Annotated in this window: 15 protein-coding genes; 7 read left to right on the forward strand and 8 right to left on the reverse strand. The window is 67.1% G+C overall.

Annotated features, from left to right (window positions below; genetic code table 11):
- The first annotated feature begins 16 nt into the window (after window positions 1-16).
- Window positions 17-634 (forward strand): general stress protein, encoded by a 618-nt coding sequence (locus ACFQB0_RS02740; RefSeq protein ID WP_386727299.1) that lies wholly within the window; start codon window positions 17-19, stop codon window positions 632-634.
- A gap of 69 nt (window positions 635-703) precedes the next feature.
- Here ACFQB0_RS02740 and ACFQB0_RS02745 read toward each other — a convergent pair whose 3' ends face one another.
- Both ACFQB0_RS02745 and ACFQB0_RS02750 read right to left on the reverse strand, forming a co-directional pair.
- A complete protein-coding gene (locus ACFQB0_RS02745; protein ID WP_386727301.1) occupies window positions 704-2,290 on the reverse strand; it encodes an aminopeptidase P family protein in 1,587 nt (528 codons plus the stop codon).
- A 77-nt stretch (window positions 2,291-2,367) separates the two neighbouring features.
- On the reverse strand, window positions 2,368-3,402 hold the full coding sequence (locus ACFQB0_RS02750; protein ID WP_386727303.1) for an endonuclease/exonuclease/phosphatase family protein: 1,035 nt from the start codon (window positions 3,400-3,402) through the stop codon (window positions 2,368-2,370).
- A 101-nt stretch (window positions 3,403-3,503) separates the two neighbouring features.
- On the opposite strand from ACFQB0_RS02750, the gene ACFQB0_RS02755 reads away from it, so the two are divergent.
- On the forward strand, window positions 3,504-4,373 hold the full coding sequence (locus ACFQB0_RS02755) for a PHP domain-containing protein (protein ID WP_386727305.1): 870 nt from the start codon (window positions 3,504-3,506) through the stop codon (window positions 4,371-4,373).
- A 5-nt stretch (window positions 4,374-4,378) separates the two neighbouring features.
- Here the strand turns inward: ACFQB0_RS02755 and ACFQB0_RS02760 are convergent, their stop codons facing one another.
- The 4 genes from ACFQB0_RS02760 to ACFQB0_RS02775 all read right to left on the reverse strand — a co-directional run bounded on the left by ACFQB0_RS02760 (window position 4,379) and on the right by ACFQB0_RS02775 (window position 8,898).
- Window positions 4,379-5,839 carry a DEAD/DEAH box helicase gene (locus ACFQB0_RS02760; protein ID WP_386727308.1) on the reverse strand — a complete coding sequence of 487 codons (1,461 nt, stop codon included), beginning with the start codon at window positions 5,837-5,839 and terminating at the stop codon, window positions 4,379-4,381.
- Between the two features lie 149 nt (window positions 5,840-5,988).
- The gene (locus ACFQB0_RS02765; RefSeq protein ID WP_386727311.1) at window positions 5,989-6,348 is read right to left on the reverse strand and encodes a hypothetical protein; all 360 of its coding nucleotides are present in this window, start codon (window positions 6,346-6,348) and stop codon (window positions 5,989-5,991) included.
- A 100-nt stretch (window positions 6,349-6,448) separates the two neighbouring features.
- Complete coding sequence (locus tag ACFQB0_RS02770) at window positions 6,449-7,573, reverse strand: hypothetical protein (RefSeq protein WP_386727314.1); 1,125 nt, start codon at window positions 7,571-7,573, stop codon at window positions 6,449-6,451.
- A gap of 458 nt (window positions 7,574-8,031) precedes the next feature.
- Entirely contained in the window at window positions 8,032-8,898 is an 867-nt protein-coding gene (locus tag ACFQB0_RS02775; RefSeq protein ID WP_386727317.1) for a hypothetical protein, read from the reverse strand.
- A 173-nt stretch (window positions 8,899-9,071) separates the two neighbouring features.
- On the opposite strand from ACFQB0_RS02775, the gene ACFQB0_RS02780 reads away from it, so the two are divergent.
- The 3 genes from ACFQB0_RS02780 (at window position 9,072) to ACFQB0_RS02790 (ending at window position 11,291) form a co-directional block, all read left to right on the forward strand.
- Entirely contained in the window at window positions 9,072-9,590 is a 519-nt protein-coding gene (locus ACFQB0_RS02780) for a hypothetical protein (RefSeq protein ID WP_386727319.1), read from the forward strand.
- A 399-nt stretch (window positions 9,591-9,989) separates the two neighbouring features.
- Complete coding sequence (locus ACFQB0_RS02785; RefSeq protein ID WP_386727321.1) at window positions 9,990-10,565, forward strand: hypothetical protein; 576 nt, start codon at window positions 9,990-9,992, stop codon at window positions 10,563-10,565.
- Window positions 10,566-10,607: 42 nt separating this feature from the next.
- A complete protein-coding gene (locus ACFQB0_RS02790; RefSeq protein WP_386727322.1) occupies window positions 10,608-11,291 on the forward strand; it encodes a ferritin-like fold-containing protein in 684 nt (227 codons plus the stop codon).
- Between the two features lie 8 nt (window positions 11,292-11,299).
- Here the strand turns inward: ACFQB0_RS02790 and ACFQB0_RS02795 are convergent, their stop codons facing one another.
- Entirely contained in the window at window positions 11,300-11,605 is a 306-nt protein-coding gene (locus ACFQB0_RS02795) for a hypothetical protein (protein ID WP_386727324.1), read from the reverse strand.
- Between the two features lie 6 nt (window positions 11,606-11,611).
- A complete protein-coding gene (locus tag ACFQB0_RS02800) occupies window positions 11,612-11,836 on the reverse strand; it encodes a DUF3107 domain-containing protein (protein ID WP_386727326.1) in 225 nt (74 codons plus the stop codon).
- 95 nt (window positions 11,837-11,931) lie between these two features.
- Between ACFQB0_RS02800 and ACFQB0_RS02805 the strand changes: the two genes are divergently transcribed.
- Both ACFQB0_RS02805 and ACFQB0_RS02810 read left to right on the forward strand, forming a co-directional pair.
- Window positions 11,932-15,138: a PD-(D/E)XK nuclease family protein gene (locus tag ACFQB0_RS02805; RefSeq protein WP_386727328.1), complete on the forward strand. Its 3,207-nt coding sequence runs from the start codon at window positions 11,932-11,934 to the stop codon at window positions 15,136-15,138.
- A complete protein-coding gene (locus ACFQB0_RS02810) occupies window positions 15,135-18,398 on the forward strand; it encodes a UvrD-helicase domain-containing protein (RefSeq protein ID WP_386727331.1) in 3,264 nt (1,087 codons plus the stop codon). Before ACFQB0_RS02805 ends, ACFQB0_RS02810 begins: the two co-directional genes overlap by 4 nt.
- Window positions 18,399-18,401: the final 3 nt, after the last annotated feature.

Raw genomic sequence — 18,401 nt, forward strand, 5'->3', positions numbered from 1 at the left:
GTGGAAGAATAGGTGGATGAGCAACCAGAACCCACTGAACGGTCGGGGAGCGTCGGGATTCCCGGTGCTGCCGAAAGGGGAGGCGCTCGCCACCTACGAGACATATGCAGAGGCACAACACGCCGTCGATGTCCTCGCTCGGGCTGACTTTCCGGTGAAGCAGCTCTCCATCGTCGGCAGCGACCTCAAGAGCGTCGAGCATGTGACCGGCAAGCTCACCTACGGTAGGGCTGCGCTCGCCGGTGCGGCATCCGGCGCCTGGCTCGGGATCTTCTTCGGCCTGCTGCTGTTCATCTTCTCGCCGACGGGGGCGAGCCTGCCGTTCGTGCTCGCCGCCCTGCTGATCGGCGCCGGCTTCGGAATGCTCTTCGGTATCGTCACCTATGCCGTCAACCGCAAACGTCGCGACTTCACCTCGGTCATGCAGGTGATCGCGGGGAGCTATTCGGTGATCGTCGACCCGGAACTCGTGAATCGGGCGCGCAATCTGCTCAGTGGCGCGGCCGATGCCGCTCCCCAGGCCGCGTCGCGACCAGCCGAAGCCGAGCCGCCTGCCACGCCCCCGCAGGCCTCGCCGACTGAGCCTGCCCCGGATCCCAAGCCCAAGTCGGCCCCCGGGCACACGAGCGACTAAGGCGTGGGCGACTACCAGATGTCATTGCGGTGCGGAGGGAGTGAATCCGTGCCCGCTCGTCGGTAAAGGCTACGCGCCGCGCACCCAGGCCTCGACCTCGTCGGCTGTGCGCGGGATGCCTGCGGAAAGGTTCTCCGCGCCGTACGCTGTCACGAGGATGTCGTCTTCGATGCGCACACCGATGCCCCGGTACTCCGCCGGAACCGATACATCGTCGGCCTGGAAGTAGAGGCCGGGTTCGATGGTGAAGACCATGCCCTCCCTGACGATACCGTCGAGGTACATATCGCGACGTGCCTGCGCGCAGTCGTGCACGTCGATGCCGAGGTGGTGGCTCGTTCCGTGCACCATGTAGCGGCGATGGTGCTGATTGTCGGCTTCGAGCGCCTCTTCGGCGCTCACCGGCAGCAGTCCCCATTCGGCGGTGCGGCGGGCGATGACCTCCATCGCCGCCGCATGCACCTCGTGGAATACGACTCCGGGGCGAACGACCGCGAACGCGGCATCCGCTGCCTCGCGGACTGCTTCGTAGACCTTGCGCTGCACATCGTCGAATGTGCCGTTGATCGGCAGCGTGCGTGTGATGTCGGCGGTGTACAGGCTGTCGAGCTCGACGCCCGCGTCGAGCAGGATGAGGTCGCCGGGCACGACGGGGCCGTCGTTCCTGGTCCAGTGCAGAATCGTCGCATGCGGTCCGGATGCCGCGATCGTGTCGTACCCGACCGCGTTGCCGTCGAGCCGGGCGCGGGTGTAGAAGACGCCCTCGACGAGGCGCTCGCCGCGCTCCGAGATGGAACTCCGAGGGAGGTCCGCGATCACATCGTCGAAGCCGCGCCGTGTGGCGTCGACGGCCTCGCGCATCTGCCGGATCTCGTAGGCGTCCTTGACGAGGCGCAACTCACTGAGGTCTCGCGCGAGTTCCGCGTCAGGTGCGTGCTCGCTGCCCACCTCGAGGCTGAACGCCGAGTCGTTCGCGTCGGTTCTTATCGCCTGCTCGGCGGCGTAGCGGACGCGGGCGCTGTCGATCCGTTCGGTCACGGCGGGGTCGGCCTCACGCACGAGCAGCGTCTCGGTGTCGGTGCCGTCGACGACGGCGTCGAAATCGGCGATGCCGCGTGTTCCCAGGGCGAGGTCGCTCGCGACCTGGGCGAGTGACGGACGGGCGCCGATCCAGAACTCGCCGATCTCGGGGTTGGCGTAGAACTCGTCGGAATCGCGTCCGGCCTTCTCACGGAAGTAGACCGTCGCCTCGTGGCCGCTGGGCGACGGCTCGAGCACGAGCACGGAACCGGGTTCCGAGTCGGATCCCCAGCCGGTCAGGTAGGAGAACGCCGAGTGCGCACGGAACGCGTAGTCGGTGTCGTTGGAGCGCTGTTTGAGGCTCCCGGCCGGGACGACGAGGCGTTTGCCCCGGTACAGTGCCGAGATACGGGCGCGACGTTCGGCGGCGAATCCCGCCTGCTCCCTGGCCGGCGGCAACAGCTCGTCGCGCTCGGCCCAACCGCTCCCGATGTAGGATGTGAAGCCCTCGGAGCCGGGCGTCGTCGAACGATTCGACATCGTCCGCTGAGTCTCGGTCGTGCTCTCCGGATCCGATGCGATCTCGGCCGTCGAGGCCTCGGTCACGGAGCCGGTCGTGTCAGTGGTGTTCGCCATGACTCCATTGTGTCATCGCTCGCCGATGTCGCCGCGGTGGCTGTTGGCAGAGGGCACGGCGGGCGGAAGGCACGGCTTCAGGGCGAGGCCGGAACGAAGCGGGCGAGGATGGGGCGGTGGTCGCTGCCCGAGTCGTCGCGATCGTCGAGCACGCGGAAGCTCTCGACACGCCAGTTGGCTGTGGCGAGAACGTGGTCGATCGGTGCGCCGAGAAGGGGCGGCAAATCGGTGGGCCAGGTGCCGATCGCGGCGCTGCCGGCCTGCACCGCGGCATCCGTGCACCGGCCGAGCGTCGCCCCGCCGATGCCGCGCCCGGCCATATGGTCGATGGTCGCATTGAAATCGCCCGCCAGGATGACGTTCTCGGCATCGCACCGTTCCGTGAGCCAATCGAGGTCGCTGCGCCAGTTCCTCATCTCGCCTTCGACGGGCGAGACGGCGTGGACGGCGATGATGGTCGGCCCGGTACCGTCGATGGGTCTCGCGACGACCGTCGGCGAGACGTTCGTGTTGCCGGGCGGGCCACTGCCGTCGACCGAGTCGAGGGTGTACTCGCCGAGGTCGGGACTGATCAGCAGAGCGGTCGATCGTGCCTTGTAGACCTCGCTGAAGTTGAGCGTCCACACCCACATGGGGCGACCTGCCTCGCGCATGGCGACGGCGACCTCCGTACCGAGCTCATCGGTGGTCTCTGGCAGGGCGACGATGTCGGCGCCGCTCTCCAAAGCGAGCTTGGCGATGCCCTCGACGCCGGGCTGCTCGCCTCGCGTGTTCCAACTGAGCACGGTGACGGCGTCGCTCGCGCCGGCTGACGCGATCGAGGCGTCCGCCTGCGCGATACCGCGTGTGGCGAGGATGCCGGTATTGGCCGCTCCGAAGAGCAGCACGGCGATCGCGAGCCCCCCGACGAGTCGGCGGAGCGGTCGGATGTGCGCGAGCAGCGCCAGCAGGACGAGCAACCCGACAGAGGCGACGACGGCGAGCCCGCGCAACGAGACGATTTGGGCGACGATCCACGTATTCTGCAGCCCGAACAGTTGGGGCCACGCGAGGATCAGCAGGCCGACGGTGACGGCGAGGACGACGATGATGCTGAGGACTCGGGTAAACATCTCCGTTACACACTAGGGGAGGAGTCTGTACGATTCCTCCTTCCTCCTTCCACGCGGTTCGGCGGCGATCCGGCAGAACGTCGCCGAACTAGCATGGGGAGATGCACACGAGGCGCTTCCGAGGTCCCATCGACCTGCACGCGCATTCGAGCGTCTCGGACGGCACGGAGACACCCACACAGCTCGTGCGGGCCGCCGGGGAGGCCGGGCTCGGCACCGTCGCGTTGACGGACCACGACTCCACCGCAGGCTGGGTCGAGGCGGGCGTCGCCGCGCGGGACAGCGGGGTCACTCTCGTTCAGGGCATGGAGTTGTCGACGCGGCTGCAGTTCGCGAGTGTTCACATGCTCGCTTATCTCTTCGACCCTGGAGATGCGGCGATCGTGTCGGAGACGGCGCGCATCCGTGCGGCGCGGATGACGCGCGCCGAGGAGATCGTGCGACGGATCGGCCTCGACTACGACCTCAGCTGGGCGGATGTCCTCGCGCAGACCACGGATGGCGCGACCATCGGCCGCCCGCACATCGCCGATGCGCTCGTGGCAAGGGGCCACGTTCCAACGCGTTCCGATGCGTTCGCGGGAATCCTGCATTGGAAGCGCGGTTACTATCAGCCCCACTACGCGCCCGAACCGCTCGACGGTGTGCGGATGATCCGCGCCGCTGGCGGGGTGCCCGTGCTCGCGCATCCGGGAACCCGCGGCGCCGAGCACGTCATCCCGGCCGAGCGGCTCAAGCTGCTCGTCGATGCCGGCCTTTTCGGACTGGAGATCGATCACCGTGAGAACACGCCGGATGCGAAGGTGCGGCTGCACGCGCTCGCCCGGCAGTTCGGGCTCGCGGTGACCGGTTCAAGCGACTACCACGGCGACGGCAAGCCGAACCGTCTCGGCGAGAACACGACGGCGCCCGAGGTGCTCGATCGCATCATCGCGGAAGCCACAGGGGCCGAACCCTTCTACGCGGCCTGAGCGGCCTACTCGGGTTTGGCGCTGCGGCGACGGGTGCGGCTGCGTCGGCGCGGCGCGCTGTTGCCGTCGTGATGCTCGTGACCCTGACCGTCGTGCGTTCCCGACGCCTCGGGCGCAGAAGTGGTCTCCTGCTGGGCACCCAGGGCGGAGGTGCCGCCCTGGCCCCCGCGTGTACGGCTACGGTTGCGGCTGCGAGGGGGACGGTTCGACAGGCCCGACGCGGCACCGGACCCCGAACCCGGTCGTCCGCCCAAGGCATCCGGGGCCTTATCCTTCAGAGGCGTAGGTTTGAGTCGCCCCTTCGAACCGGCTGGGATGTCGAGATCCTCGTAGAGATGGGGCGACGAGGAGTAGGTCTCCACTGGTTCTGGCTGGTCCATCTCCAGGGCCCGGTTGATGAGCGCCCACTTGTGCAGGTCGTCCCAGTCGACGAAGGTCACGGCGATGCCGGTCTTGCCGGCACGGCCGGTGCGGCCGGCGCGGTGCAGATAGGTCTTCTCGTCTTCTGGGATGGTGTGGTTGATCACGTGGGTGACGTCGTGGACATCGATGCCGCGCGCCGCGACGTCTGTGGCGATGAGCACGTCTTTCTTACCGGCTTTGAACGCCGCCATGGCACGTTCTCGCTGATCCTGGTTGAGGTCGCCGTGCACGGCGGCGGCGTTGAAGCCGCGGTCGCCGAGCTCTTCGACGAGCTTGGCCGCGGCGCGCTTGGTGCGGGTGAAGATCACGGTCTTGCCGCGCCCCTCCGCCTGCAGGATGCGGGCGACGACCTCATCCTTGTCGAGCGAATGCGCGCGGTATACGACGTGCTTGATGTTGGCCTGGGTAAGACCCTCGTCGGGGTCGTTCGCCCGGATGTGGATCGGCTTCGACATGAAGCGGCGTGCGAGGGCGACGATCGGCCCGGGCATCGTCGCGGAGAAGAGCATGGTATGACGATCGGACGGCGTCTTGGAGAAGAGTTTCTCGATGTCGGCGAGGAAGCCAAGGTCGAGCATCTTGTCGGCTTCGTCGAGCACCATCTCGCGCACGTTGCCGAGGTCGAGCATGCGCTGGGAGGCGAGGTCGAGCAGGCGGCCCGGGGTTCCCACGACGATCTGCGCGCCTGCCTTGAGCTGCTCGATCTGGCCTTCATAGGCCTTGCCGCCATAGATGGCGACGACCTGGGTCTTGCGGTTCTTGGCGGCGAGCTCGAGGTCCTCCGCGACCTGCACGCAGAGCTCGCGCGTCGGAACGACGACGAGGGCCTTCACGCCGTGCTCGGGGTTCGGGCCGAGGCGCTGAATGAGTGGAAGGCCGAAACCGAAGGTCTTGCCGGTTCCTGTCTTGGCCTGGCCGATGATGTCCTGCCCCGAGAGTGCCAGGGGGATCGTCTGTTCCTGAATCGGGAACGGCTCGACGATGCCTTTGGATGCAAGGGCATCGACCATGTCCTGGTCGATGATCAGATCTGCGAAAGTCACGAATACATGCCTGTCAATACATAGAAGAGGATGCGCCCTTGCTTCACCAGGCGCACGGCCGCGGTTCCAATGCCCGCAGCATACGTCACAGCTTAGTGCCAGCCGGCCGAGCGACCTCCGAAAGAGGCCACCTGAGGCTCTCGCAACGACTAAGAGCTCGCGCCACGGGATAGCAACCAAGCTGCCCCGGTCGCGAGAATGACGAAAGCAGCAACTGAGACGGTCACCGACTCGATCAAGGCACGCCCGGTGGCCCACCTGGCGAAGCTACCGAACACGGCGAAAGCGGTAGCCGAACCGGTCAATGCGGGCAGAAGCGTGCGCACTGCCGCCGATGCTCTCAGATACGAGACCAGCACGTAGACCAGGTACGCCGTCGCTCCGGTCGCCACCCCCATGGCAAAGCCCAGCGAACCTCCAACCAAGGCGCTGAACACGGTCAGCCCAAGAGATCCGGTGCCCCCTGCTGATGATGGTTCATTCACCAGCTGTGGAACGGTGACGAACATGGAATAGGCCACCCCGGCAAGCGCTCCACCGGCAGTGGTCAGCGACGGCAGGAGCAGGGCCCGGAACCAGAGTCCGAGCCGTGCGCCCGCCGGACCGCTGCTATGCGCCGCCACCGCCGCCGCCGCCGCCGGGGTCGCCTACATTGTTCGCGACGTTGCGCCAGAAGGTCAGCCAGTTCGCACCGGCGACGAGCCGGTTGGCTTCATTGGCCACGGCGCCGTTGTCCTTGACAACGTAGGCGTACACGTAGAGGTGCAGGTAGCCGCTGGCGTCGTTGTACCAAGAGAAGGTGATCTTGGACCCAGCGCCGTCGAAGTGTCCTTCAAGCGCCAGGAACTGCATCGCCCCCTGGTTGACGGTCGACTTCCTCACGGGCGCGGGGACGTTGATGAGTGAGAACGGGCTCGCGTTCAGGTTCAGGATGGCCCCATCCGCCGGGAATCCTTGCGACGCACCGGCGATCGGGAAGTAGCAGCTGAAACAGGTGTTGAGGAGGTTCGCCACGCGCCAGTCCTTTCCTTTCGGGTACGTAACCGAGTACGCGGGTCCCCCCAGCCCAGCATAGAAGTCGTAGGCATACGTCCAAGCTGGGTCGAGAAGAACAGGGAACATCGTTCCAGTCGGGTATTCGACATGTTGCGTCAGCACGTCTCCGACCAGCTCGTATCGAGTCGGCAGTTCTTTTCCGTTGGAGTCCTTAGCCCAGGCAGCGTCGAGCGTTGCGATGTACCGCCCGTTCGGGTCGACAAGGATCGTGAAGCCTCCCGGAATGTCCACGAGTTGCGAGCCAGGGGCGATGTCAAGCGTGTAGCTGAACGTGTTGCCTGCATCGGCGTCCTCGACGGCCGTGAGGAACCGAACCCCATTCATGGTTGGCTGAACGTAGGCGACCGAGCTGTCACTCGTCCCTTCGAAGACCGTGATCCCGTTCGCAACGGTTGCATTGCCCTGCGCTTCGACGATCTCGACAGAGAGCGCCTGGCCTGCGCCTTCACTCTCGGGAGGAGCAAGCTTCACAGGCTCGTCCGCGGTGGCGGGAATGACGAGTGATGGCTCCGCCCGCTCCGAGTCCTGAACCTCGGGTGGTTCCACTACGGCGACCGTCTCTGTAGCGATGTCCGGCGCGATCTTCTCGATGAGAGCCGATGGGTCCCCGACATCGGGACGAGAACCGGTATTCGCCCACGCAGGTGCGGGCAACCCTATGGCGATTGCCAAAGCCAAAGCAACTGCCGTTCCTATCGCTGCTCCCCCGCGACTTCCCCAGGTCATACGTCGCATCCTTGCTCTCCGTTTCCACTCAGGCAGAGTTTCGGTCCCCCGCGTACTTCAAACCAAGCTGTCATCAATGAGGCCATATGTAAACAAGTACTGATCTGTAAACAAGTACTGATCACGCCAGCAGAAAACCAAGCGGCGACCGGCCGAAGGGTCGTTCGGTCCGGCTCGGGAGGTCGCATCGGCGCGGCTCTCGGCTCTCGGCCGAGCGTTGCATAGTGGATCCGTCCTGGGCTCGTCGAGGTGGAGGTCGACGTGCTCTACGTCCAGAGCGGACGGGTCTCTCGACCTGTGCCTCGCCAGGCGTTGCGCATCCCGCCATGGCGCGTCGGAGCACGGGCACAGTATGGAGAGGCCTGTGCCCTATCGCTCCGCCTCGTTCGACAGTCTTACGATCGACAGTCTTACGACCGCCTGTCGCTCCCTCGCTGTTCTGGCCATGATCTTCGCCTGGCCGCGACTTGGCCGCCCGCGAGCAGCCTGCGCTCCTCACTCGTGAGCCTGATCGACGCGAGGCGGATGTGACGTCCGGCTTTCACCGCTCGGGGGATGACGATCGTGAACGGTTCGCGGTCGGCCCCGCCGAGGAGGCAGCCGGCCGTGTCACCGAACCAACGGGCCGGAACCGCGCGCAGCACGCGTTCTCTGTCGAACGATCGCATCAGCACCTTCCCGTCCTCCGGGTCCGTCTGCGCGATCGACGTCCGTACGCCGTTCAGTATCTGCGCGAACCTGGCGGCAGGCATCCGCCTCGGCGACACGAGTACGACCGGGGCGGAGATGGCGCCGCGGAAGTCCGTCCCGCCGCTGACGGACATCGTGTCGTAGCGGACATAGCTGCCGCTGTCGGTCTGGCAGACCACCCAACCTGTCGGGGCCTGGAAAGCGACCCAACCCTGTTCCTGGAACGTGCGGAACTCGCGTCGCAGCTTCAACGGCAGGGCCACGATCGACGCGGTGACGAACAGCACGCCGACGGCAACCCACCAGATCGCCTCGCCATCGCCGCCGATGGTTCCGGTGGCGGTCGCCGTCGACGCCCAGACCGGGAGGCCGAAGAACAGGATCGGAGCGCCGATCACGAAGCCGAACGCCAGCCACTCCCTGCTTTTGCGGGCCCGCCGCCGGAACCCCCGTACCGTGCCGACCTCGCGCTCGAAGTCGTGCAGCATCGCGTCGAGCACCTCGGCGTCGGCCACGAGCGGCCACTCCGAGTCGATGGATCCGGCCTGGTCGGCTCCCGTGCGGGTCGACTCCCATTCGTTCGGCATGGCTCGGTCGTGTCCCTTTCGCGTCTTGGCGGGAGACTAGCATCCGCCGGAGCGTTCCCCGATGGTGAGCGCTCCCCATCGCGGTTCGCCAGTGCACAGTTGACATGTGGTTGGCCGCACTCGGGTCGCCGCCGACGCACGGAGGTGCTCCTGCGGGCTGATTGAATGGTCGGGTGACTGATCCAACTGCACTGGTGCCCTTGAGTTTCGGCTACTCGTTCGACACTGAGGACGCGCGCCGGTTGCGATTGCTCGACGAAGGCGGAGCCGAGGTCGCGATCGTGGAGTCCCGACGCAGTGGCGAGAAGGCGAACTGGCCGCCGATATCGAAGGCGACCGCTTTCCAGGCCGACACCGTCGCCGTCACGCTGTCGACGGGTGAACGCTTCGAATTCGTCAACGGCGGGAAGGCGCCGTGCCGCCGACGCGATGCCGGCGCCTCGTGGGTGCTTCTCGACCGTAGCTACGATGTGGTGCACACGAGCTCCCGGCGGGCCGAACTGCGCCGTGACGGTGCGGTCATCGCCACGGCACACTCGTCCTCTCGGAGAACCGGACCCGTGCAGACGACCGTCGAGGCGGAGTGCGACATCGCCGATCGTGTCGGATTGGCGCTCCTGGAACGTGTCATCCATCCCGGCCGACAGATGCTTCTCATCGCAGCGCTCGACATGCTCGCGATGGCCGGATAGGGGCGCCGAGATGCCTGGCGGTACGACTTCACCTGCCAGCCTGCGCATCGAAGGATTCGCCCGGGGATGCGTGGATCCCGTGGTTCTCGAGGCGGCGCTGCGGGCCGGAGGGGCACGTTGAGCTTGTCTCCAGGGCGCCAGGCGCGTTGCCTGGCGTCGTCTGGCGTAGCACCCCATGGATCCTCAGCCACAGGCGTTCGCCGGTCTCTCTTGCGCTGAGAACGTGAATAACCCAATACTGGGTGAGGGGGGAGCGCTGACGCGCTCTGTGATGGGGGGAAAATCATGAAGGGCAAGTCGAGGATGCTAGCGCTGGCGGGAGCGGTGGTGTTGATCGGCGGGGTGTCGTCAGCGGCATTCGCAGATGACGGTATTCCAGGGGATAACTCGACTATTGCGGTGCTCCAGAATGTGGTGCCCGAGATGTTCCAGGGCGTACCCAAGAGTGTTCACGTCGTTAATGACGGCGTCTCTGTCATGGCCGGCGAAAGCGCGCTGAAGATCCCACTCGACCCTGCTGAGGCGATCACGCTCTCCGGCGAGGACGGGTCGATCGGACTGAAGCTTGTCGGTGCTGAGGGCCTCGCCACGATTGACGCATCGGGTGCCCTGATCTTCGGCTATCCAGACGGATCGTCGGTGGCCGTGATGCCGAAAGGCAATGCGTCCGTGCAGATGACGATGGTCATCGAATCCGACAAGAGCGCCACATCCTACGACTACGCATTCGTTCTTCCAGACGGGGCCACCATCGTCCCGGCCGTCGGCGGCGAATTGCTGCTCGTCTCCGTGGAGGGTCGACTCCTCGGGGCCATCGCAGCTCCGTGGGCTGTCGACAGCAACGGTGTCGACGTCCCTACGCGTTTCATCGTCAGCGGGAACGTCGTCTCGCAGATCGTTGACCACAGCTCTGGTGACTTCGCATACCCGATCGTCGCCGACCCCTACATGAGCCGGAATCTCATCTCTCACTAAGCTGGTCTCGTGGTCTCGTGGTTCGGTCGGCGCAGGATGCGCATGGAGATCCCCCGGTTGAAACCCCGCGGGGAGACCGCGTCGTCCGCTCGCGTCGACTTCAGCGAGATGACACCGGAACTTCTGCCTTTCCTCGGTCAGGCCGCCTACATCCAGCTCGAGGTGTTCGAGAACCTGTCGCGCGCCGTGTCCACCGCTCCGACACTCACCGCGAAAGAGGGCCTGAGCGCTGCGGCGGGAATCGCCCTCGCCAAGCACCACGTGCTCATCGCCGAGATCCGGCGTCGTGACGCGAAGCCGGACGAGGTGATGGCGCCGTTCCGATCCGCCATCGACCGCTATCGCGCGGCGACGACCGGTTCCGACTGGTATGAGCTCCTGCTCAGCAGCTACCTGACCGCCGGCATGCTCGACGACTTCTTCATCCGCCTCGCAGACGGGCTCCCCGGCGACAGCGGGCCATGGGTCGCGGAACTGCTCGGGCGGGATGCAGGAACCGACGTTCTCGTGTCCGAGCTCCAGGCGGGCATCGCCGCCGACTCGCGGCTCGGCTCGCGGCTCGCGATGTGGGGAAGACGGCTCGTCGGCGACACACTGCTCATCGCACGCTCCGCTCTGCACGGCACTGGGCCCGAGACGCCTGTCGAGTCGCGAATCGAGCCCGTGTTCACCGAACTCGTGGCCGCTCACACGCGGCGCATGGACCTGCTCGGCCTCACCGCATAGTCTCGCGTTCAGCCTGCGGCGACGCCCGTCTTGGTCAGGATCGCGAGCCTGCGGGCATCGGCCGCGCTGCGTGCGCGTCCGATCAGCAGATCTACGGCGACGGATGCCCCCGCGGCGACCATGAGGCTCACCCACCAGATCCAACCGCCGTCCCATTTCCAGCCGAGCCAGGTGAGGCCGACCCAGACGATTGCGGCGACGGCCGCGCCGACCGCGGGGATGAGAGTGACGCCGTGCTCGCTGCTGTGCGGAAGAACGTAGCGGGCGCCGATGCCGAGGATCGCACCGCCGAGCGTGACGAAGAGGAGTTCCATGCCCGGCTAGCCTACGAATCCGACACGGCGGCTCTCTTCGGAGCCGATCTCGACGTAGGCGATCGTGGAAACGGGGACGATGTAGATCTTGCCCTTGTCGTCGCTCAGCTTCAGATAGCTCGCTTCCCCGCCGAGCGCGGCCGCGACGGCCTTCTCGATCTCGGCGGCGGGCCGGCTCGTCTCGAAGCCGATCTCGCGGGGGGAGTTCTGAATGCCGATGCGAATGTCCACTGTTGCGCCTTTCATTGCGTTGAAGCCAGATTACGACACAACGCTGGGTCGCCCTCGTCCGTTCACTGTCGGCGCAACCCGCTAGCGTGGATTCCGTGACCATTCGGGGATTCGTGCGGCAGGAGACTCCGATCGTCGCAGCGGATGCCATGCCGGGTACCTCCTCGTCGTCTCGGATCGACCCTGCGCAGCGCTCCGTGCTCGACCTCGCCGACGGCGCGTCCGCTGCCGTCATCGGCGCTCCGGGTACAGGCAAGACCCGCTGTGTCGTCGAACTCGTCGCCGAACGTGTTCTCGGGCGCGGCTACGAGCCCGCCGAGGTGCTCGTGCTCGCGCCCAGCCGGGCGGCAGCGACCAGGCTGCGCGATCGAATCGCCATCCGTCTCGGTGTGCCGACGAACGGGCCGATCGCTCGCACCGCCAACTCGGTCTCATTCCAGATCGTGCGGGCTGTCGAGCCGAAGGATGCCCCCGTCACATTGCTGACGGGCGGCGAGCAGGACGCGATCATCGCAGAGCTGCTGCAGGGCGATATCGATGACGCTGCCGGGCCGGAGTGGCCAGAGCCGCTCGTACCCGAGGTGCGTGCTCTCCGTGGCTTCCGGACCGAACTGCGCGAGCTCATGATGCGCTGCTCCGAATACGGCATCTCGCCGCCCTCGCTCGTCAGACTCGGTCTCCGCTGCGGCCATCCGGAGTGGGTGGCCGCCGCTCAGTTTATGGCGGCCTACGCCGACAACAAGGACCAGCACCGACCCGGGCAGTTCGATTCCGCCGAACTCGCCGCCTACGCCGCCGCGGTGGTGCGCAGCGCGGAGGCGGGGCCGAACGGAGCCGGCTCCCTCGGCACGCTGAGCGGGCTTCGGCTCATCGTCGTCGACGACTCCCAAGATGCCACCGAGTCGACGATCGCCCTGTTGCGGGCCTTCGCCGGTCGCGGCGTCGCCGTGGTGGCCTTCGGAGATCCGGATGTCGCGACGACGGCGTTCCGCGGTGCCCGCTCCGACGTGCTGGGCGGCCTCGCTCGGAACCTGGGCCTCGACTCGGTCGAGCGCATCGTGCTCTCGACCGTGCACAGAGGCCGACCTGCGCTGCGCGAGATCGTGACCGCCGTCACCGGGCACATCGGCACCGCGCTCGCGGGCGTTCACCGCCGCGCCGACATGGCCGCGAATGCCGCGACCACAGATCCTCTTCCCGCAGCGTTGCGTGTCGAGGCGCCATCGCACGCCTCCGAGTGCGCGCAACTCGCGCGCATCCTGCGTGAACACCATCTGCTGCACGATGTGCCATGGTCGCGTATGGCGGTCGTGCTGCGCTCCGGCTCGGACATCCCCGCCTTTGAGCGTGGCCTCGCACTCTCGGATGTCCCGACTCGCAGTTCGACCGCCCGGCGAGCCCTCCGCGACGACCCAGCCGCGGCACGGCTGCTCGAGGCGGCGCGCCTCGTCATCGCTCGCGAGCCGCTCACGGCGGAGTTCGCCGTCGGAGCGCTCACCGGGCCTCTCGGCCGTCTCGACGCGATCGCACTGCGTCGATTGCGACTCAGCCTGCGTCAGCAGGAGCTCGGCGCGGGCGGCTCCCGCACGAGCGACGAGTTGATCGTCGAGGCGATGACCGTTCCTGGTGGGTTCGACACGATCGACTCGGCCCCTGCCCGGCGAGCCGGCAAGCTCGCGGCGACGCTCGCGGCGGCCGCTTCCGTCGCCGCGTCCGGCGGCTCGATCGAGGAGGTGCTGTGGCAGCTGTGGGAGCGCAGCGGCCTGGCAGCGGAGTGGGGTCAGCAGGCGCGCGGCAGTGGAGTGCTGGCCGAAGAGGCCAATCGGTCGCTCGACGGAGTGGTTGCGTTGTTCTCGTCGGCTCAGCGCTACGTCGAGCGCACACCGAGCGCTCCGGCCGGCAAGTTCATCGACGACGTGCTCGCGAGCGACGTGCCCGAGGATTCGCTCGCGCCGCGTCGCGATGGAGAGGCTGTCGTGGTCTGCACGCCGAGTGCCGTCGTCGGTGAGGAGTTCGACATCGTCGTGGTCGCGGGACTGCAAGACGGCGTGTGGCCGAATCTGAAGCCGCGCGGCTCTCTTCTGCACGCCGATCGCCTGCCGGAGCTCCTGCTCGGTGCCGAGGCGGATGGAGCGACGTCGGCGGCCGACGAACGGGCGGCGGTGCGTAGCGACGAGCTGCGGATGTTCGCGCTCGCGATCTCGCGCGCCTGTCGGCAGCTCGTGGTGAGCTGCACCAGCAACGATGACGAGCAGGCGTCGACGTTCCTCTCCTTCGTGCCCGAAGAGGCACGTGTGCCGCGCGGACGCCCACTGCACATGCGCGGCCTCGTCGGCAGCCTTCGGCGCGACCTCGTCGAGCGTGGCACGCCGGGTGTGGCGTCCGCCCTTGCACTGCTTGCACATGAGGGGGCACCTGGTGCGCATCCGGATTGCTGGTATGGTCTCGCCGAACCGTCGACGACCGAGCCCCTCGTCGACGTGCAGAACGACCCGGAGGCGCGGGTGCGGGTGTCTCCGTCGCAGATCGAGAAGGCCGAACGCTCGCCGCTCGCCTGGTTCGTCGACACGATGGCGTCGAGCCCGAGCGGTCTCGCCGCCTCGATCGGGACGATCGTTCACGCGGCGATGGAGACCGTGAGCCGACGCGAAGACGGCGACACGAGCGTCGACACGATCTGGGCTGAGGTCGAGGAACGCTGGAAGGAACTGCGTTTCGAGGCTCCGTGGCTGGCGGAAAGGGAGCTGCGTTCCGCGCGGCGGATGGCCACCGGCCTGTCCGACTACCTCACGACCTTCTCCGACGACGGCAAGGTGCTGGTCGGTGCGGAAGGCGGGTTCGAGGTAAATTTCGACCGGATTACGTTGTCTGGCTCGATCGACCGGGTCGAACGGTCGGCCGACGGCACGACGGTGATCGTCGACCTCAAGACCGGCAAACGCCTGCCGACGATCACGGGGATGCCGGAGCATCCGCAGCTCGCCGCCTATCAGCTCGCCTTCGACGAGGGTGCCTTCGACGAGGCCTCGAACTCTCTCGACGATCCGGGTCGTGACGTGGCTCTCACCCTCGGTGGGGCAAAACTCGTCTTCGTAGCGAATCCGGCGAATGGCGCCGGCTATACGGAACGGGTGCAGCAGCCCTTCGACGCGGAGGCGTTCGAGGCGTTCCGGGAGCGTGTGCGCGCGGTCGCCGCGGCCCTCTCCGGCGCTCGTTTCGACGGGCCGACCCAGCTCGCGTTCCGCGATCCGCTCGGCGCATGGGAGTACCGTATCCACCTCGTCCCGGCGGTGTCTGCATGAGCGGGCCGGGCCGGGCGCTCGGAGCGGTGTTCCTCGCCGAGCAGCTGGGACTCCCCGGCCCCACTGAGGAGCAGATCGCCGTCATCGAGGCCGATCCGCTCGGTCAGAGCATCGTCGTCGCTGGCGCGGGGAGCGGCAAGACCGAGACGATGGCGAATCGTGTGGTGTGGCTGCTGGCGAACGGCCACGCGAGCGTGCCTGAAGTGCTCGGCCTCACGTTCACGAGGAAGGCGGCGGGAGAACTCGCCGTCCGCATCCGGGAACGCGTTGAGCAACTCGTCGCAGCGGGCATCGCCGATGTGGAGTTCGACGTCTTCGAGAATGCCTCCGTCTCCACCTACAACGCCTTCGCCAGCGCCATCTATCGCGAGCACGCCGTGCTCGTCGGGCGGGAACCCGATGCGATCGTGCTCGGCGAGGCATCGGCCTGGCAACTTGCGCGCCGTGTCGTCTCCGACTCGAGCGACGAACGCCTCGTCGACCTCGACCGCAACCTCGACACGATCACCGGAGGGGTCGTGTCGCTCAGCCGAGCGCTCGCCGAGAACGTCGTCGATCCAAGTGACGTGCACGCCATGGCCCGCGAGTTTCTTGCGATGGACGATCTGCCCATCGGCGGGACCGGGCGCAAGAAGGCGCCGTACCCGAGCTTCACGAGCGCGCTCGCCGCCGTCAGCGGCTTGCCACCGCTGCTCGATCTCGCGATCTGCTTCTCCGACGAGAAGCGCCGGCGCGGTTTCGTCGAGTTCTCCGACCAGGTCGCGCTCGCGCTCGACATCTGCACCCGCAATCCCGCGGTCGTCGCCGACTATCGGGCCAGGTTCACGGTGGTGCTCCTCGACGAATACCAAGACACGAGCGTCGTTCAGACCCGGTTGCTGAGCTGCCTCTTCGGCGGGCACTCGGTCATGGCCGTCGGCGATCCCGACCAATCGATCTACGGATGGCGCGGGGCGAGCGCCGCGAACCTCGGACGTTTCTCGCGCGACTTCACGGGCTCGCCGGACGGCGCCAGAATCCACGACCTCTCGATCAGCTGGCGCAATCCGCGTTCGGTGCTCGCCGTGGCCAACGAGCTGGTCCGGCCGTTCGTCGCCGATGCCTCGATCGCGAAGAAGCCTCTGAACGCCCCCGGTTTCGCCGGGGACGGACGCGTCGACGTGGCCTTCAGGGAGACGGCCGAAGAGGAGGCCGACGCCGTCGCCTCCTGGTTCGCCGAGCGTCTCCACACCCGGACGGAGCTCGGCGCGCGGCGGTCCGCTGCCATGCTCTGCCGCACGCTCGGCAAGATCGAGGTGTTCACCGACGCTCTGCGTGCGCGCGGCGTGCCTTTCCACGTGCTCGGCCTTGCGGGCCTGCTCGACCAACCGGTCATCGTGGATCTCGTCTGCGCCCTGCGTGTGCTCAACGATCCGAGTCGCGGTTCTGAGCTCGTGCGCCTGCTCGCCGGGGCCTGGTGGAACATCGGTGCCAAGGACATCGAGGCTCTCAGTCGGCTGGCGAGGGAGCTAGCCGGCCGCGACCATGCGTTCCGCACCCTCGGCGACGACGTTCGCGCCCGTGTGCGCGCGAGCGTCGCGGCCGAGGAGAACACATCCATCGTCGACGCGCTCGATTTTCTCGTCTCGGCCGACCCCGGCCACCGCTTCCTCAACGGTTTCAGCGAGCGGGGCCTAGCACGGATGCGTCGCGCCGGCGCCCGATTCGTGTCGTTGCGTCGACGGACCGGACTCGAGCTGCCCGACTTCGTAACGCTCGTGCAGCAGGAGCTTCTGCTCGACATCGAGATCGCGGCGAACGAGCATCAGGTGCTCGGCGAGGCCAGCCTCGAGGCGTTCGACGAACTCGTCACGGACTTTCTCGCGTCGAGCGAGCTTGCCACGATCGGAGCGTTCCTCTCATGGCTCGAGGAGGCGGAACAGCGGGACAGGCTCGCCCCACGCCAGGAGGACCCAGAGCCGGGCACGGTGCAGATCCTCACCATCCATGGAGCGAAGGGTCTCGAATGGGATGTCGTCGCCGTCCCGCGCATGGTCGACGACGAGCTGCCGGGTAAGCCCCTGTCGACCCGGGGATGGCTCGCCTTTGGTGAACTGCCGTTCGAGTTCAAGGGCGACAGCGACGAGCTGCCGGAACTCGCCTGGCGTGGAGTGCACGACCAGCTCGCCTTCGACAAAGCGGCGAAGGAGTTCGGCGCGGACAATGCGCGTCACTATGCTGAGGAGCAGCGACGGCTCGCCTACGTCGCCGTGACTCGCACGAAGAGCGAGCTCCTGCTGAGCGGCTCGTGGTGGTGGACGCAGAAGTCGCCGCGTGGTCCTGGAGCCTATCTGCGCGAGCTTGCCGCGGCTGGGCTCATCGCCGTCGACGCGCTGCCAGCCGCTCCGGCGGAGCCGGAGAATCCTCGGGAGGAGGCGCGGGATCGTGCGAGCTGGCCTCTCGATCCGCTCGGAGGGCGCGGCCATGCCGTGCGAACCGCCGCCGCCATCGTCGTCCACGCCATCGAGACGGGGCAGGGTGCCCCGATCGCTTCCGCTCTGCGGCGCGAGATCGATGCCCTGCTCGAGGAGCGCAGGCGTCGCGCCGGCGCCGCCGAACTCGTGCCGCTGCCGACGCGAATCCCGGCCTCGCGCTTCAAGGACTTCGTCGACGATCCCACGGAGGTCGCCGCGCAACTCCGCCGCCCCATGCCGCAGCGTCCCTACCGGGCTACCCGCCTCGGCACTCTCTTCCACCGGTGGGTGGAGCAGCGCTCGGCCGGCTCGGCGGCATCCGACCTTGTCGATGCGACCGGCGACGAGCTCGACCTCGGGATGCCGGACGATCTGGTCGAAGACGATCGTTTCGACGCTCTCACGGCGACCTTCGAAGCCTCGGAGTGGGCGGACAAGCGACCAGAGGACATCGAGGTCGAGATCCATCTCGCGCTCGCAGGGCATGTCTTCGTCTGCAAGCTCGACGCCGTCTACCGCACCGAGACCGGCTATCAGGTGGTCGACTGGAAAACCGGGAAAGCGCCGAAGAACGCCGCCGACCTCACGCTCAAGCAGACTCAGCTCGCGCTGTATCGCCTCGCCTATGCGCGTTGGAAGGGTGTCGATCCTGCCATCGTCGACGCCGTGTTCTATTTCGTCGCCGACGACACCGTGGTCAGACCCGGCCACCTCGACGACGAATCCGAGCTCCTGCGACTCTGGTCGACGGTGACGCGCTCGTCGTTCGAGCCCGAGCCGCTCGCGGCCGGCGGCAACCGGCTGTAGCCG

Source organism: Luethyella okanaganae, from assembly GCF_042660285.1.
GTDB classification, from domain to species: Bacteria; Actinomycetota; Actinomycetes; order Actinomycetales; family Microbacteriaceae; genus Luethyella; species Luethyella okanaganae.

Coding starts and splice junctions, on each gene's coding strand:
- ACFQB0_RS02740 (WP_386727299.1), top strand. CDS start 17: ATGAGCAACCAGAACCCACTGAACGGTCGGGGAGCGTCGGGATTCCCG.
- ACFQB0_RS02745 (WP_386727301.1), bottom strand. CDS start 2,290: ATGGCGAACACCACTGACACGACCGGCTCCGTGACCGAGGCCTCGACG.
- ACFQB0_RS02750 (WP_386727303.1), bottom strand. CDS start 3,402: ATGTTTACCCGAGTCCTCAGCATCATCGTCGTCCTCGCCGTCACCGTC.
- ACFQB0_RS02755 (WP_386727305.1), top strand. CDS start 3,504: ATGCACACGAGGCGCTTCCGAGGTCCCATCGACCTGCACGCGCATTCG.
- ACFQB0_RS02765 (WP_386727311.1), bottom strand. CDS start 6,348: ATGTTCGTCACCGTTCCACAGCTGGTGAATGAACCATCATCAGCAGGG.
- ACFQB0_RS02775 (WP_386727317.1), bottom strand. CDS start 8,898: ATGCCGAACGAATGGGAGTCGACCCGCACGGGAGCCGACCAGGCCGGA.
- ACFQB0_RS02790 (WP_386727322.1), top strand. CDS start 10,608: ATGGAGATCCCCCGGTTGAAACCCCGCGGGGAGACCGCGTCGTCCGCT.
- ACFQB0_RS02795 (WP_386727324.1), bottom strand. CDS start 11,605: ATGGAACTCCTCTTCGTCACGCTCGGCGGTGCGATCCTCGGCATCGGC.
- ACFQB0_RS02810 (WP_386727331.1), top strand. CDS start 15,135: ATGAGCGGGCCGGGCCGGGCGCTCGGAGCGGTGTTCCTCGCCGAGCAG.